The following is a 12,762-nucleotide window of genomic DNA, read 5'->3' on the forward strand; positions in this document are numbered from 1 at the left end:
CAGTCGGGCTTTGCTTACTTGAAACGATAGGTGATGCGGCCCTTGGTCAGGTCGTATGGCGTCATCTCGACCAGAACCTTGTCGCCGGTCAGCACGCGGATGCGGTTCTTGCGCATGCGGCCGGCCGTATGGGCGATGATTTCGTGTTCGTTTTCGAGCTTTACCCGGAACATCGCGTTCGGCAACAATTCCGTCACGACACCCGGAAACTCGAGGACTTCTTCCTTCGGCATTCGATACCTTTGCTTGGATGGTAGTTCCAGCGCCCTGGCCGGAATTTCGGCGGAACCTATATGATAATCGTCCGCTTGTGAACACGCTTAATCGGCGGCCTCCGGAGGTGTGAATCGACGCCCGATCCGCGCTTTCAGGCGCTCGCGCACGTCCCGGTAGGCCGCCATGATCTGTTCGCGCGTGCCGGCGGCGTCGGTCGGGTCCGGCGTCGGCCAGTATTCGACCTCGACAGCGAGCGAGCGGGTGAGTTCAAGTGCGGCGTGGTGCGCTTCCGGCGCCAGCGTGACGATGAGGTCGAAATAATCGTCCTCGAGATCGTCCATGGTCCGTGGGTGACGCTCGCCCAACGACAGGCCTTCCTCGGCAAGCACCGCATCGACGAACGGATCGCGCTCGCCGGCGCGAACGCCGGCCGAAGCGACAAAGATGGCGGCGGGCAGCATGCGGCGCGCCAGCTGCTCTGCCATTGGCGAGCGCACGGCATTCATGCCGCACAGGAACAGGATCGAACGGGGCAGGGCGCCGGGTGCCAGGGCTAGCCCCGCCAGTGCAGTACGCAGACCAGCGTGAACAGCCGGCGCGCCGTATCGAAGTCTATGTCGATCTTGCCGGATAGCCGGTCCATCAGCGTCTGCGAACCTTCATTGTGCAGGCCGCGGCGGCCCATGTCGATCGCCTCGATGTGGCTCGGCGTCGAGGAACGGATGGCGTCGTAGTAGCTTTCGCAGATCATATAGTAATCCTTGACGATGCGCCTGAGCGGCGTCAGCGACAGGATATGAGTGACGACGGCGGTGCCATCCTCGCGCGCCACGGCAAACACCAGGCGCTGCTCGGCCAGCGACAGTTTCAGCCGGTAAGGGCCGTCGCCGCTGTCATTGACGGGCTGAAAACTGTTCTCCTCGATCAGGTCGAAGATCGCCACCGCGCGTTCATGCTCGACATCGGGTGTCGACCGGCCGATCGATTCATCGAGTTCGACATCGATCAGCCTGGCGCGGGTTTGATCGGGGCCAGACATCGCCGCCTACATGTTCAACCGTATGGCGACGGAGCGTCCATGCGCCTCAAGGCCTTCCGCCTTGGCGAGCGCAATCGCCGCCGGCGCCAAGATACGCAACTGCTCCGGTCCAAGCTTGAGGATCGACGTGCGCTTGACGAAATCGAGCACGGAAAGGCCCGACGAGAAACGCGCCGATCTGGCCGTCGGCAGCACATGATTGGAACCACCGACATAGTCGCCGATGGCTTCCGGCGTGTGGCGGCCGAGAAAGACGGCACCGGCATTGCGCATCCGCGCCAGGAAACCCTCGGTATCGTCGATGGCCAGTTCGACATGTTCGGCGGCGATGCGGTCGACCAGCGGCAGCGCGGATTCAATGGTTGGAACCAGGATCACGGCGCCAAAATCGCGCCAGCTCGCCGCAGCCGTTTCGGCCCGCGGCAGGCTCTGCAACTGGCGCTCGACCGCTTGTTCGACAGCGATGCCGAAGGCCGGATCGTCGGTGACCAGGATCGACTGCGCCGATGTGTCGTGCTCGGCCTGGGCGAGCAGGTCGGCAGCGATCCAGTCCGGATCATTGCTGCCGTCGGCCACGACGAGCACTTCCGAGGGACCGGCGATCATGTCGATGCCGACGGTGCCGAATACCTGGCGCTTGGCCGCCGCGACATAGGCATTGCCCGGGCCGACGATCTTGGCGACCGGCTTTATAGTCCGGGTGCCGTAGGCAAGGGCGGCGATCGCCTGCGCGCCGCCGACTCGGTAGATTTCCGACACGCCTGATATGTCGGCCGCCACCAGCACCAGCGGATTGATGATGCCGCCCGGCGCCGGTACGACCATGACGATGCGCTCGACGCCGGCCACCTTGGCCGGCACGGCGTTCATCAGCACCGAGCTTGGATAGCTCGCCGTGCCGCCCGGCACATAGAGCCCGACCGCCTCGACCGCCGTCCAGCGCCAGCCGAGCTCGACGCCGGCGGCATCCGTATAGCGGTCATCCTTTGGTCGCTGCCGCTCATGATGCGAGCGGATGCGGTCGCGCGCGAATTCCAGCGCCTCGATCGTCTTTGGATCGGCGGCCGTGTAGGCCTGGGCGATGTCGTCCTTCGAGACGGCGATGCCCAATCCAGTCAGATCGGCGCGATCGAATTTCTGTGAATAGTCGATCAGCGCCGCGTCGCCTTCGGCGCGCACGCGCGCGATGATGTCGCGCACCGCGGCATCAACGTCGGCGGACACTTCCCGCTTGGTCAACAGGAAGGCGGCGAAACGCTGCTCGAAATCGGCGTCGGACTGACGAAGCTTGATGGCCATCGGACGCTCAGGCCTTGTGGATGGGGCGCGAGGTGGCTTCCCACGCCCCGCCAATATCGGCAAGGCGCGCCTCGATGCATTCGACGTCGAGCATGATCGTGCCGCCGCCGGCAAAGATCAGCTCGACGATGCCCGCCGGCTTGCTGATCTCGATGAAGCTGATCGCCAGCAGCGACAGGACCTCATTGGGCTTGTCGCGGGCGATGCCGTTGGTCTTGGCGCCGAGCACCCGGTCGAAATGCAGCACCGCCTGCCGCCGCTCATTGTGCTGGCGAAACAGGCCGGATTTGGCCTCCCAGACGAAACGGTTCATGGTCAGCAGGAAACGCTTGGCCGCAGGCAGGAATTCGAGGTCGCTGACCTTCATCACGGCATCCTGGACATGGGCCGAAACGATGCTCAGATCCTGATCGTCGAGCGCGATAAGCTTAAGGGCAGTCATGCGGATTTCGCACCTGAAGGTTGATAACTGAACCTTCTGTTAGGCGGTCTTTCCCGTCCGCGCAACCGCACCGCGAGGCCTTGCGATTGGCCTATGCGGAAATCCGCTCGATCACCGCGCCGCAGTTGGATAGCTTTTCTTCCAGCCGCTCGAAGCCACGGTCGAGATGATAGACCCGGTTGACCGTGGTCTCGCCTTCCGCCGCCAGGCCGGCGATGACCAGCGAGACAGAGGCGCGAAGATCGGTCGCCATGACCGGCGCGCCCTTCAGTTTCGGCACGCCGTCGACGATCGCCGTCTGGCCCGAAAGGGTGATGTGAGCGCCGAGCCGCGCCAGTTCCTGCACATGCATGAAGCGGTTCTCGAAGATCGTCTCGGTGATCCGCGACTTGCCCTTGGCCATCGTCATCAGGCCCATGAACTGCGCCTGCAAATCGGTCGGGAAGGCCGGAAACGGCGCCGTCGTCACGTCGACCGGCGCAATGCCGGCGCCGTTGCGCCTCACACGAATGCCGGAATTGGTCGGCGTGATCTCCGCACCCGTCTGGGCGATCACGTCCAGTGCGGTCTGCAGCAGATCCGGACGCGCACCTTCGAGCACGACGTCGCCGCCGGTCATGGCGACGGCCATGGCATAGGTGCCGGTCTCGATGCGGTCGGGAATGACGCGTACGCGCGCACCGGAGAGCGATTCGACGCCGTCGATGGTGATTGTCGGCGTGCCGGCGCCGGAAATCTTCGCACCCATGGCATTGAGGCACTCGGCGAGGTTGACGATCTCGGGCTCGCAAGCCGCGTTTTCCAGCACCGTCTCGCCCTTGGCGAGCGCCGCGGCCATCATCAGCACATGGGTGGCGCCGACCGAGACCTTCGGGAAGATATAGCGGTTGCCGACAAGGCGGCCATTCCTTGTCTTGGCGATGACATAGCCGGTGTCGACGTCGATGTCGGCACCCAGCGCCTGCAGGCCCTCGAGGAACAGATCGACCGGCCGCGTGCCGATGGCGCAACCGCCCGGCAGCGACACTTTTGCTTCGCCCATGCGGGCCAGCAGCGGGCCGATCACCCAGAACGAGGCGCGCATCTTCGACACCAGCTCGTAGGGCGCTGTGGTGTCGACGATGTTGCGGGCGGAGAAGTTGATGGTGCGCGAATAGCCCTCATTCTGCTTCTCGCGGCGGCCATTGACCGAATAATCGACGCCGTGGTTGCCCAGGATGCGGATCAGTTGCTCGACATCGGCCAGATGCGGCACGTTTTCCAGCGTCAGCGTGTCGTCGGTCAAAAGCGAGGCGATCATCAAAGGCAACGCCGCGTTTTTCGCGCCCGAGATCGGAATGCTTCCGGAGAGCTGGTTGCCCCCGACAATTCTGATGCGATCCATGGAAGAAAGTCCCTCTCGGCCAAACAGGGCCGGTTCAATCGTTTGAGTAGCGGCCCGTCTAGACCATTGGCCGATCTGGTTCAAGAATTACGCTGGTTCAAGAAATGGGATTTCGCCCACCCCGGGCCAAGAGTGGCCGATTTGAGTTAATCTTTTTGTATTTCCTTCGATGCAGCGAGCCCGTCCGGCCGTTGATCTGCATCTCCGGTGCGCCGCGAGCGTGACTGCGCCTTGCGCTTCTGCAGATTGGCGCGCAATTGCTCTGCCAGCCGATCCTTGCGGATTGTTGCGCTGTTATTCGGTGGACCATCCTTTTTCACTGGAATTGCCTTGTCATCCATTGTCCCGCTCTGGCCCGTGAGCAGCCAGCCCGCCATTCAGGGATAGCCAACATTGTGGCGCCCCCATGTCATTAAAAGCTATCCGGCAAAGGCTTTCACAGAAGCGTTGCGCTTGGCCTTGCGCTTGCCGGTTCGATATGGCAGAAGCCCCGCCATCAGCGGCTGCGGTAGCTCAGTGGTAGAGCACTCCCTTGGTAAGGGAGAGGTCGAGAGTTCAATCCTCTCTCGCAGCACCAGTTTCCAACATCCTTGTTGCCGCACATTCGTCCTCTGCATTTGCAAGGGCGAGGCGGCTACACGGGAACGGCGCGGCCGTCGTGCTGGCGGACCTCATCAGCGGTGCATTGCTCCAGAAAATGGCTGCCACAGGCAACTCCAGCCGAAGCGCATTCCCGGCAAGACACGATTCGTTAACCAAGATGCTGTTCATCGACATGACGTATTGTGGCATGGATGCCCGTCTGCGTCGGTCAAGTCCATGCTTGTCAGGAAGAGGGCCGAAAGGCTCCTGATCTGGGCGGAACCTAAAACCGCCCGAAACAAAAGAACGTGCAAGGCATGAACGTGAGCGAAAACGTGCAAAACGCCCCCGGTGCTTCCCGTCTTTGGACACTGCCGGCCATCATGGCAGCGTTCTTATGTCTGTTCGTTACCGGCGCGTTCGCGGAGACGCGTGCTTTGAAGATTCAACATCTCCATACGGGCGAGAAGGCTGAAATCGTGTTCAAGCGCAATGGGCGCTATGATCCGGCGGGATTGAAGAAGATCAATTTGATGCTGCGCGACTGGCGTCGCAACGAACCGACGAAGATGGATCCGCGCCTGCTCGATCTTGTCTGGCAGGCCTATCGCGCCAGCGGCTCGACAGCCTATATTCACGTGGTCAGCGCCTATCGGTCGCCAGCGACGAACGCCATGCTGCGCAGCCGCTCGAAGGGCGTGGCTCGGGAAAGCCAACACATGGTTGGCCGCGCGATGGACTTCTTCCTGCCGGATGTGCCGCTGAAGAAGCTGCGCGACATCGGCCTCAAGATGCAGGGCGGCGGCGTAGGCTATTACCCGACCTCCGGCTCGCCTTTCATACATATGGATGTCGGCAATGTGCGGCATTGGCCTGGCATCAGCCGCCAGGAACTCGCAAGGGTATTCCCGAACGGCAATACGCTGCATGTGCCGAGCGACGGCAAACCGCTGCCCGGTTATGGGCAGGCGTTTGCCGCCTACAAGTCGCGCAAGGGCACCGGCGCGCCCAACATCGACCTGGCAAGTGCCGACGGCGGCCAACGCAGGCCGCGCGGCCTGCTGGCGACGCTTTTGGGCGGGCGCGGCGCGGACGAGACCGATGATGTCGCCGAAGCGGTGCCGGCGCCACGCAAGCCGGCCAAGTCCGTTGAACCCAGGCCCGCCGGCATCGCGATCGTGCCGCCGCAGGATGCCCAGCGCGCTGACATCCAGATGGCTTCCGTCGATCGGGTCGAAGAATCGTCGATTGGGCCGGAAGGAAAGACGCCTGAAGCGATCGTCATGGCGATGGCGCCGGGCTCAGTGCCGCTGCCAGCCTTCGCCCCGCGCACCGGGCCAACGACCAGCATTCCGACCCCGCAAATCGCGCAACTTGCAACAGCCAACGCTTCCACGGCGCGGGCCGAACTGGCCAATCCAGCGGCAACCGATGCTGAAATTCCCTCGGGCAAGTCGGATGCCGGCCCCGCGAGCGGCGCGCCGGACCTTGTGGCGCTCAACATCCCGTTGCCGACATGGCGACCGGAAAGCTTGACAAGCCCGATGCGCCAGCCTGAAGCAGACAAAGCCGGCGATGCGGTCGCTGCCTTGCTGGCCTTGAACCACGCCGATGACGGCCACAATGGGTTGGCCGGCCAGCGGGTCTCGGTTGCCCAATCGAAGCCCGAAGATCGCGTCAGGACCAGCCCGAAGGCCGACCGTGTCCAGCCAAATCTCGATCCCGAAGCCACCGCGGTCATCGTGCCGGCAGCGTTGTCCGGCCGGCTGATTGAGACGGGTCGTGGCATCGCCGGCGGAGCTAGCCCTGCGGCGGCGTCCGTCATTGCCGCCAATCTCATCCGCACAGCGCCGGAGCACATCTATCTCGATGGATTCCAGCCGCGAGGACAGACCTCCGATCACCGACGCTTCACCGGTTCAGCGGTCAAGTTCCTGCCCATCGCCAGCTTCAGATAGACGCAAGCCCTCGTTCGAGCCGACGTGGATGTGTTGCACGACTGGCTTGGCTGTCATGGGATTGCAAGTCATGCCGAACTCTCGATGGTTCTGTAAGAAAAGTTCCAAATTTGACAAACATGTGCGAAATTGTAAGATAATTGTCTTTCCGTCGACGATAGGCGATGACAATGTCGATCCGCGAAGAACTGGCCAATACGACCGTGGCGTTCACCTCCGCGGAAGAGAAGATCGTCCAGGTCCTGCTCGCCGATTATCCGATGTCGGGGCTGGGCACCGCGACCCGGCTGGCACGGCGCGCCGGCGTCAGCGACCCGAGCGTGACGCGGCTGATGACCAAGCTTGGCTATGTCGGCTTTGCCGACTTCCAGGCACGCCTGCTCACCGAAGTCGAATCCAGGCTGCATTCGCCGCTTTTGATGATGGAGGCCAAGCGTCCGGGCGGCTCCAGCGAAGGCACCGCACTTACCTATTTCCATTCGGTTTCAGACAGCCTGGAGCGCACCCGCACGGCAGTGCCGGTGCAGGCCTACACGCGCGCCGTCAACATGCTGCTGGAGAGCAAGGGCCAGGTCGTGCTGCTGGGCGGCCGGTTCAGCCGGCATATCGCCTCCATGCTGGCCGGCTACCTCCTGCAGTTCCGCTCCGGCGTGCGCGACATCGGTTCGTTGAGCCCCGCCGATTTCGACCTGTTGATCGACCTTGGCAAGCGCGACCTCCTCGTCGTGTTCGACTACCGGCGTTACCAGTCGGACGTGGTGAGCTTTGCCCAGCAGGCCAAGGAGCGCGGCGTCTCCATCCTGCTGTTCACCGATGTCTGGCTGTCGCCGATATCTGACATAGCGGACCTGACCATGGTCGCCGCGATCGACGCCAACTCGCCGTTCGACACGCTGGCGACGGCCGTTGCCCAGATGGAAACCGTGTTTGCCCACGCGCTGGAGAGCCACGGCGCCGGGGTGCGCAAGCGCATCGAGGACATCGAAAGGATCCGCAGCGCCAATGCGGTCACGCTCGATACCGCCCTGTCGTCATCGGCCGACGACGCCGCCAAATCCAAAACCACAAGGAAATAGTGTCGTTGCGCCCAGTGCAGCGATTGCAAAGCGCCGCGACGCAGAGAAGGAAGCGACAATGCCCGACAACCAGACCATCATCGATGCCGTGCAGGCTGAGATCGAGACCGATCGCGACTGGTTGATCGGCCTGACCCGCGACATGGTTCGCATCCCTTCGGTCAACCCCAAATTCGAGCCCAACCCGGCGATCAACCGCGAGGCGGATGTCCAGGCGCTGCTCGAACCGATCCTCAGGCAGGACGGGTTCAAGACCGAGCAATGGGATGCCTTGCCCGGCCGGCCCAATCTGGTCGGCGAATGGGCGGGAGACGAGGACCGCAGCCTGATCCTGTGCGGCCACATCGACGTCGTGCCGGTCGGCGCGATGAAGGACTGGTCGGTGGATCCGTTCGGCGGCGAGATCACCAATGGCCGCCTTTATGGCCGCGGCGCCGTCGACATGAAGGGCGGCGTCGCCGCTTGCGTCGCCGCAGCACATGCGATCCGCAAGGCGGGCATCACGCTGCAGGGCCGGCTGGCCATCCATTCCGTCGTCGACGAGGAAGCCGGCGGCTTCGGCGCCATGGACGCGGTGAAGAAGGGCAAGCTCGCCAAGGCGGTGCTGGTCGCCGAACCGACCTGGGGCGATGTCCTGCCCGTCGAAGGCGGGCTCGAATGGGCGCGGGTGACGATCCGCGGCCGCAACGCCCATTCGGCGCTGCGCTACAACGAGATTTATCCGCAGCGCCACGACAAGGACCGGCTCGAGCCGGGCGTCAACGCCATCGAGATCGCCGCTCGCTTCATCGCCGCCGTGCGCCAGTATGAACTGGACCGGACGCGGGCGAAATCGCATCCATTGCTGCCGCTCGGTATGAACACGATCAACATCGGCGTCATGCATGGCGGCACCGGCCTTGGCGAACACGGCCTGCCGACCGTCATGACCAACCCGGCCATCATTCCCGACGTCGCGGTGCTCGATCTCGACATGAAATTCCTGCCCGATGAGAACTCGGCCGACTACCGCCGCGATTTCGAGACGTTCGTCCACCATTTCGCCCAGACCGATGCGTGGCTGCGCGACAACCCGCCTGCGATCCAATGGGAGCTCGGCGGGCTGTATTTCCCGCCGATGAACACCCCGGTCGATCATCCGCTGGTGACCTCGCTGATGAAGCGCAAGGCCATGGTCGGCAAGGCGCCGCAGGCGCGCGGCTTCGTCGCTGTGTGCGATGCCGCGCACTATGCCGGCGCCGGCGTCGACGGTGTCATCTTCGGCCCGTCGGGCGACGGTTTTCACGGTTCCGACGAATATGTCGAGGTCGAATCGGTGGTCGAGACCGCCAAGGTGATCGCTGCTTCGGTCATCGACTGGTGCGGCATCCGCTGAGGCGGAGCCGCTATTCCGAAACGGTCAGGCCGGGCGTTTCAGGCGTCCGGCGACGGCGCCCCATGAAGCCTTGATCATGCCGACCAGGCCGCTCGGGTAGGCCAGCATCACGCCGATGATCAGCACCGCCGTGATCATCGGCCGCCACGCACCGAAATCGGCCATCCATTCGGCGAAGATCGTCAGCACGAAGGAGGCGATGATGGCGCCGTAAATGGTGCTGGTGCCGCCGAGCAGCACCATCGACAGGATGATGGTCGCCAGGCTCATGCCGAAGACGTCGATCGAGGCATTGCGCTGGTAGGCGGCGTAGAAGGCGCCGGCGATGCCGGTGAAGAAGGCGCTCGCGGCAAGCGTCAGCATGCGCTGGCGGACGATCGAGACGCCGCGGCTGACGGCGTATTCCTCATTGTCGCGCAAGGCGACGATACTGGCCCCGGCGCGTGAGCGCACGAACACGCGCAGGAACAGCGTGCTCGCCACCAGCAGCGCCAGCGCGATGTAGAAATAGGCTGACTTGCCGTCACGGACCATATTGTGGTCGAACACGTAAAGTCCGGGAATGCGCACCAGCCCTTGCGTGCCACCGGTGATGGCGGACTGGCTGATGATCACCTGCATGACCAACTGCGCGAAGCCGAAAGTGACCAGGATGATGTAGATGCCCTTCAGCCGCAGGATCGGGATGGTCACCAGGATCGCCGCCAGGGTTGCGATGACACCGCTGGCAAACAGCGCGATCCACGGGTCGAATTCGGCCAGCTTGGTCAGCAGGCTGTAGGCATAGACGCCGATGCCGAACAGCGCCAGATGGCCGAAATTGAAGACGCCGCCATAGCCGAGGCTGAGGTCCCAATTCGAGGCGACGATCGCATAGATGAAGGCCATGATCAGGATGTGGCGGGCATAGGTGTCGCCGAAGATCAGCGGCAGCAGCGCCAGCAGCGCGAAGCCGAGCACGAAGCCGATGGCCTCCTGCTTCCACGGCGTGCGGCCTGGAGCGATCGGGGTTGCCGCCTCGGCGTGGCCAGGCGCGATCAGCGATGTCGTGTCGGTCATGCTAGGCCTCGGGAGCGGCTGGCAAAGATGCCCTCGGGGCGCACCATCAGGGTCAGGATCAGCACGCCGAACAGCAGCGCCGGCGTCCAGTACAGGCCGAAATAATAGCTGCAGGCGGCCTCGAAGAAGCCGATCAGATAGGCGGCGAAGATCGGGCCCGATATGCTCGATATGCCGCCGAAAACGACGACGATCAGCGCCTTGAGCAGCGGGTCGCTGCCCATCACCGGCGACATGAAGCGGTAGCCGCCCATGAAGATGCCGGCGAGCCCGGCCAGCGACGCGGCAATGGCAAAGGCCAGCCCATAGAGCGCGGTGACGTTCAGCCCGACAAGGTGGCTGGCATCTTCGTTCTGCGCCACGGCGCGCAGTGCCAGCCCCAGCCGCGTGCGGTTGAGGAACATCCAAAGTGCGGCCAGGATCAGCGGCGTGATGACGATGATGGCGATCTGGTGCAGGGAGACGCCGACGCCGCCGATGGTGGTGTTGCCGGCGATCAGCGCCGGGATCTGCTTCGAGCGCGGTCCCCAGATGGTCAAGGCGCCGTTCTCGATCAGCGACCCGGCCGCCAGCGTGGTGATGACGACGACCAGCACGATGTTGGGCCGGCCGATCAGCGGCCGCACGACGCTCGCCTGCAGGATCCAGCCGACGCCGGCCATGACGACGACGGCGATGGGAAAGGCGACCGCCGCCGGCAGGCCGAGTTCGACCAGCTGCCAGGCGATGTAGGCGCCCAGCATCATGAACACGCCATGGCTGAAATTGAACACGCCGATCGTCGTCCAGACCAGAGCGAGCCCGACCGCCATCATGGCGTAGAGCGAGCCCTGGAACAGGCCGCCGAACAGGATTTCCGCCAATGCGCTCATCTTCGGATTTTCCTAATGGCCAAAATACATCGACATGATCTCGCCGTGGTCGAGGCTTTCGCCCGGCTTGATCTCGGTCGCCACGGCGCCATGGTTGACGAGGTAGAGTTGCTGCGTCAGCTCCAGCAGGAATTCGATATCCTGCTCGACGACGATCAGCGGCACGCCGCCGCGCGAAATGTCCATGACGGAGGCGCAGAGCTCGTCCTTGATCTTGGGCGCCAGTCCAAGCGTCGGCTCGTCGAGGATCAGCAGGCGCGGATGGCTCATCAGCGCGGTGCCGATCGACACCATCTGGCGCTCGCCGCCCGACAGCGTGCGCACGCGCTGGCGCCAGCGTTCCGCCAGTTTCGGAAACAGCTTGATCACCTTCTCGCGGTTCTCCGCCTCATGCGGCCGGGCCCGCGGCGAATAGGCGCCGAGCGCCATGCAGTCGGCGATCGAGAGATCGGGAAACAGCCGGTTGCCTTGCGGCACATGGATCAGGCCGGCGCCGACGATGGCGCGTGCGCTGTGGCCGACAATGTCTTGTCCGTCGAACAGGATGCGGCCGCTCTTCGGCTGCAGCAGCCCGGAGATCGCACGCAGCAGCGTCGTCTTGCCATGGCCGTTGGGGCCGAACAGGCCGACATTGCCGAAGCGGCCGGCCTCCAGCGAGATGTCGTGCAGCACGGTGACGCGGCCATAGCCGGCGGTGACGCCTTCGACGCTGAGAATGGGGTTCACGCCGCCGATCTCCTCGTGCCGAGATAGGCTTCGATGACGCGCGGGTCCGCGATCACGCCAGCCGGGTCGCCAGCGGCCAGGACGCGGCCATTGTTGAGCACCAGCAGATGCTGCGAAAGGCTCATCAGGAAGGTCAGCACGTGCTCGATCAGAAGGATGGTGATGCCGCGCTCGGCGGTGCGGCGGATCAGGCCGATAGACGTCTCGATCTCGGGTTTGGTCAGGCTCGACGCCGGTTCGTCGAGCAAGAGCATGCGCGGCTGCATGGCAATCGCGGTGGCAAGCATCAGGCATTTGCGCTCGAACACAGACAATTCGCCGGCAAGCCGGCCGAACGACTGAGATCCCAGGCCGACGAACTCCAGCGCCTCGGCGGCGGCATTGCGGGCCGTGGCCGCTGTCTTTTCCTGCTTGCCGTAACTGGCGCCGATCAGCGCGTTCTCGAACACGGTCAGCCCGTCGAAGCTGGTCTCGCGCTGAAACGTGCGGGCGAGGCCGAGGCGCGCGATGGCGTGTCCCGATTTGCCGTTTATGGCAATGCCGTCAAAGCGGATCTGGCCCCGGTCGGGGCCGAACGGGATGCCGGTGATGATGTTGAACAGTGTGCTCTTGCCGCTGCCGTTCGGGCCGGCGATGCCGAAGATCTCGCCGGCCTCGACCTTGAACGACACGCCGTCGACGGCCTTCAGCGAACCGAAGGCCTTCGACACGTCGTCCAGTTCAAGCAGGGCCAT

At 63.8% G+C, this 12,762-nt stretch carries 14 protein-coding genes and 1 tRNA gene; 4 read left to right on the top strand and 11 right to left on the bottom strand.

Annotated elements, in window-relative coordinates:
• Positions 1-14: 14 nt before the first annotated feature.
• From infA to NKJ00_RS27190, 7 genes are all read right to left on the bottom strand, one after another.
• On the bottom strand, positions 15-233 hold the full coding sequence (gene infA / locus NKJ00_RS27160; protein ID WP_006200926.1) for a translation initiation factor IF-1: 219 nt from the start codon (positions 231-233) through the stop codon (positions 15-17).
• 87 nt (positions 234-320) lie between these two features.
• A complete protein-coding gene (locus tag NKJ00_RS27165) occupies positions 321-782 on the bottom strand; it encodes an arsenate-mycothiol transferase ArsC (RefSeq protein ID WP_081734750.1) in 462 nt (153 codons plus the stop codon).
• On the bottom strand, positions 770-1,255 hold the full coding sequence (locus NKJ00_RS27170) for a UPF0262 family protein (RefSeq protein ID WP_013530198.1): 486 nt from the start codon (positions 1,253-1,255) through the stop codon (positions 770-772). The genes NKJ00_RS27165 and NKJ00_RS27170 overlap by 13 nt, the downstream gene beginning before the upstream one ends.
• Before the next feature lie 6 nt (positions 1,256-1,261).
• Entirely contained in the window at positions 1,262-2,554 is a 1,293-nt protein-coding gene (gene hisD, locus NKJ00_RS27175; RefSeq protein ID WP_352611468.1) for a histidinol dehydrogenase, read from the bottom strand.
• 7 nt (positions 2,555-2,561) lie between these two features.
• Complete coding sequence (locus tag NKJ00_RS27180) at positions 2,562-2,996, bottom strand: DUF2948 family protein (RefSeq protein ID WP_023809258.1); 435 nt, start codon at positions 2,994-2,996, stop codon at positions 2,562-2,564.
• A gap of 91 nt (positions 2,997-3,087) precedes the next feature.
• Positions 3,088-4,380, bottom strand: a complete 1,293-nt coding sequence (gene murA / locus NKJ00_RS27185; RefSeq protein ID WP_023809257.1) for a UDP-N-acetylglucosamine 1-carboxyvinyltransferase — start codon at positions 4,378-4,380, stop codon at positions 3,088-3,090.
• 146 nt (positions 4,381-4,526) lie between these two features.
• Complete coding sequence (locus NKJ00_RS27190; protein WP_023809256.1) at positions 4,527-4,721, bottom strand: hypothetical protein; 195 nt, start codon at positions 4,719-4,721, stop codon at positions 4,527-4,529.
• A 161-nt stretch (positions 4,722-4,882) separates the two neighbouring features.
• Between NKJ00_RS27190 and NKJ00_RS27195 the strand changes: the two genes are divergently transcribed.
• The 4 genes from NKJ00_RS27195 (at position 4,883) to NKJ00_RS27210 (ending at position 9,371) form a co-directional block, all read left to right on the top strand.
• Positions 4,883-4,957, top strand: a tRNA-Thr gene (locus NKJ00_RS27195).
• A 322-nt stretch (positions 4,958-5,279) separates the two neighbouring features.
• Positions 5,280-6,920, top strand: coding sequence for a peptidoglycan L,D-endopeptidase MepK (locus tag NKJ00_RS27200; RefSeq protein ID WP_502895929.1), 1,641 nt, complete (start codon positions 5,280-5,282; stop codon positions 6,918-6,920).
• A gap of 170 nt (positions 6,921-7,090) precedes the next feature.
• Positions 7,091-7,996, top strand: coding sequence for a MurR/RpiR family transcriptional regulator (locus NKJ00_RS27205; protein ID WP_128302676.1), 906 nt, complete (start codon positions 7,091-7,093; stop codon positions 7,994-7,996).
• 58 nt (positions 7,997-8,054) lie between these two features.
• Entirely contained in the window at positions 8,055-9,371 is a 1,317-nt protein-coding gene (locus NKJ00_RS27210; protein WP_352441067.1) for a M20 family metallopeptidase, read from the top strand.
• Between the two features lie 24 nt (positions 9,372-9,395).
• Here NKJ00_RS27210 and NKJ00_RS27215 read toward each other — a convergent pair whose 3' ends face one another.
• The 4 genes from NKJ00_RS27215 to NKJ00_RS27230 are packed head-to-tail and all read right to left on the bottom strand — an operon-like array spanning position 9,396 to position 12,762.
• Entirely contained in the window at positions 9,396-10,430 is a 1,035-nt protein-coding gene (locus NKJ00_RS27215) for a branched-chain amino acid ABC transporter permease (protein ID WP_352441065.1), read from the bottom strand.
• Positions 10,427-11,302 carry a branched-chain amino acid ABC transporter permease gene (locus NKJ00_RS27220; protein ID WP_126067682.1) on the bottom strand — a complete coding sequence of 292 codons (876 nt, stop codon included), beginning with the start codon at positions 11,300-11,302 and terminating at the stop codon, positions 10,427-10,429. The genes NKJ00_RS27215 and NKJ00_RS27220 overlap by 4 nt, the downstream gene beginning before the upstream one ends.
• A 12-nt stretch (positions 11,303-11,314) precedes the next feature.
• The gene (locus tag NKJ00_RS27225; RefSeq protein ID WP_136617183.1) at positions 11,315-12,028 is read right to left on the bottom strand and encodes an ABC transporter ATP-binding protein; all 714 of its coding nucleotides are present in this window, start codon (positions 12,026-12,028) and stop codon (positions 11,315-11,317) included.
• Positions 12,025-12,762: an ABC transporter ATP-binding protein gene (locus NKJ00_RS27230; protein ID WP_352611469.1), complete on the bottom strand. Its 738-nt coding sequence runs from the start codon at positions 12,760-12,762 to the stop codon at positions 12,025-12,027. The genes NKJ00_RS27225 and NKJ00_RS27230 overlap by 4 nt, the downstream gene beginning before the upstream one ends.

The organism is Mesorhizobium sp. M0227, from assembly GCF_040321855.1.
Classification (GTDB): domain Bacteria; phylum Pseudomonadota; class Alphaproteobacteria; order Rhizobiales; family Rhizobiaceae; genus Mesorhizobium.

Excerpts from the sequence above, each read along its gene's own strand:
- infA (WP_006200926.1), bottom strand. The coding sequence starts at position 233 with ATGCCGAAGGAAGAAGTCCTCGAGTTTCCGGGTGTCGTGACGGAATTG.
- NKJ00_RS27170 (WP_013530198.1), bottom strand. The coding sequence starts at position 1,255 with ATGTCTGGCCCCGATCAAACCCGCGCCAGGCTGATCGATGTCGAACTC.
- hisD (WP_352611468.1), bottom strand. The coding sequence starts at position 2,554 with ATGGCCATCAAGCTTCGTCAGTCCGACGCCGATTTCGAGCAGCGTTTC.
- NKJ00_RS27180 (WP_023809258.1), bottom strand. The coding sequence starts at position 2,996 with ATGACTGCCCTTAAGCTTATCGCGCTCGACGATCAGGATCTGAGCATC.
- murA (WP_023809257.1), bottom strand. The coding sequence starts at position 4,380 with ATGGATCGCATCAGAATTGTCGGGGGCAACCAGCTCTCCGGAAGCATT.
- NKJ00_RS27190 (WP_023809256.1), bottom strand. The coding sequence starts at position 4,721 with ATGGATGACAAGGCAATTCCAGTGAAAAAGGATGGTCCACCGAATAAC.
- NKJ00_RS27200 (WP_502895929.1), top strand. The coding sequence starts at position 5,280 with ATGAACGTGAGCGAAAACGTGCAAAACGCCCCCGGTGCTTCCCGTCTT.
- NKJ00_RS27205 (WP_128302676.1), top strand. The coding sequence starts at position 7,091 with ATGTCGATCCGCGAAGAACTGGCCAATACGACCGTGGCGTTCACCTCC.
- NKJ00_RS27210 (WP_352441067.1), top strand. The coding sequence starts at position 8,055 with ATGCCCGACAACCAGACCATCATCGATGCCGTGCAGGCTGAGATCGAG.
- NKJ00_RS27215 (WP_352441065.1), bottom strand. The coding sequence starts at position 10,430 with ATGACCGACACGACATCGCTGATCGCGCCTGGCCACGCCGAGGCGGCA.
- NKJ00_RS27220 (WP_126067682.1), bottom strand. The coding sequence starts at position 11,302 with ATGAGCGCATTGGCGGAAATCCTGTTCGGCGGCCTGTTCCAGGGCTCG.
- NKJ00_RS27230 (WP_352611469.1), bottom strand. The coding sequence starts at position 12,762 with ATGGCCCTGCTTGAACTGGACGACGTGTCGAAGGCCTTCGGTTCGCTG.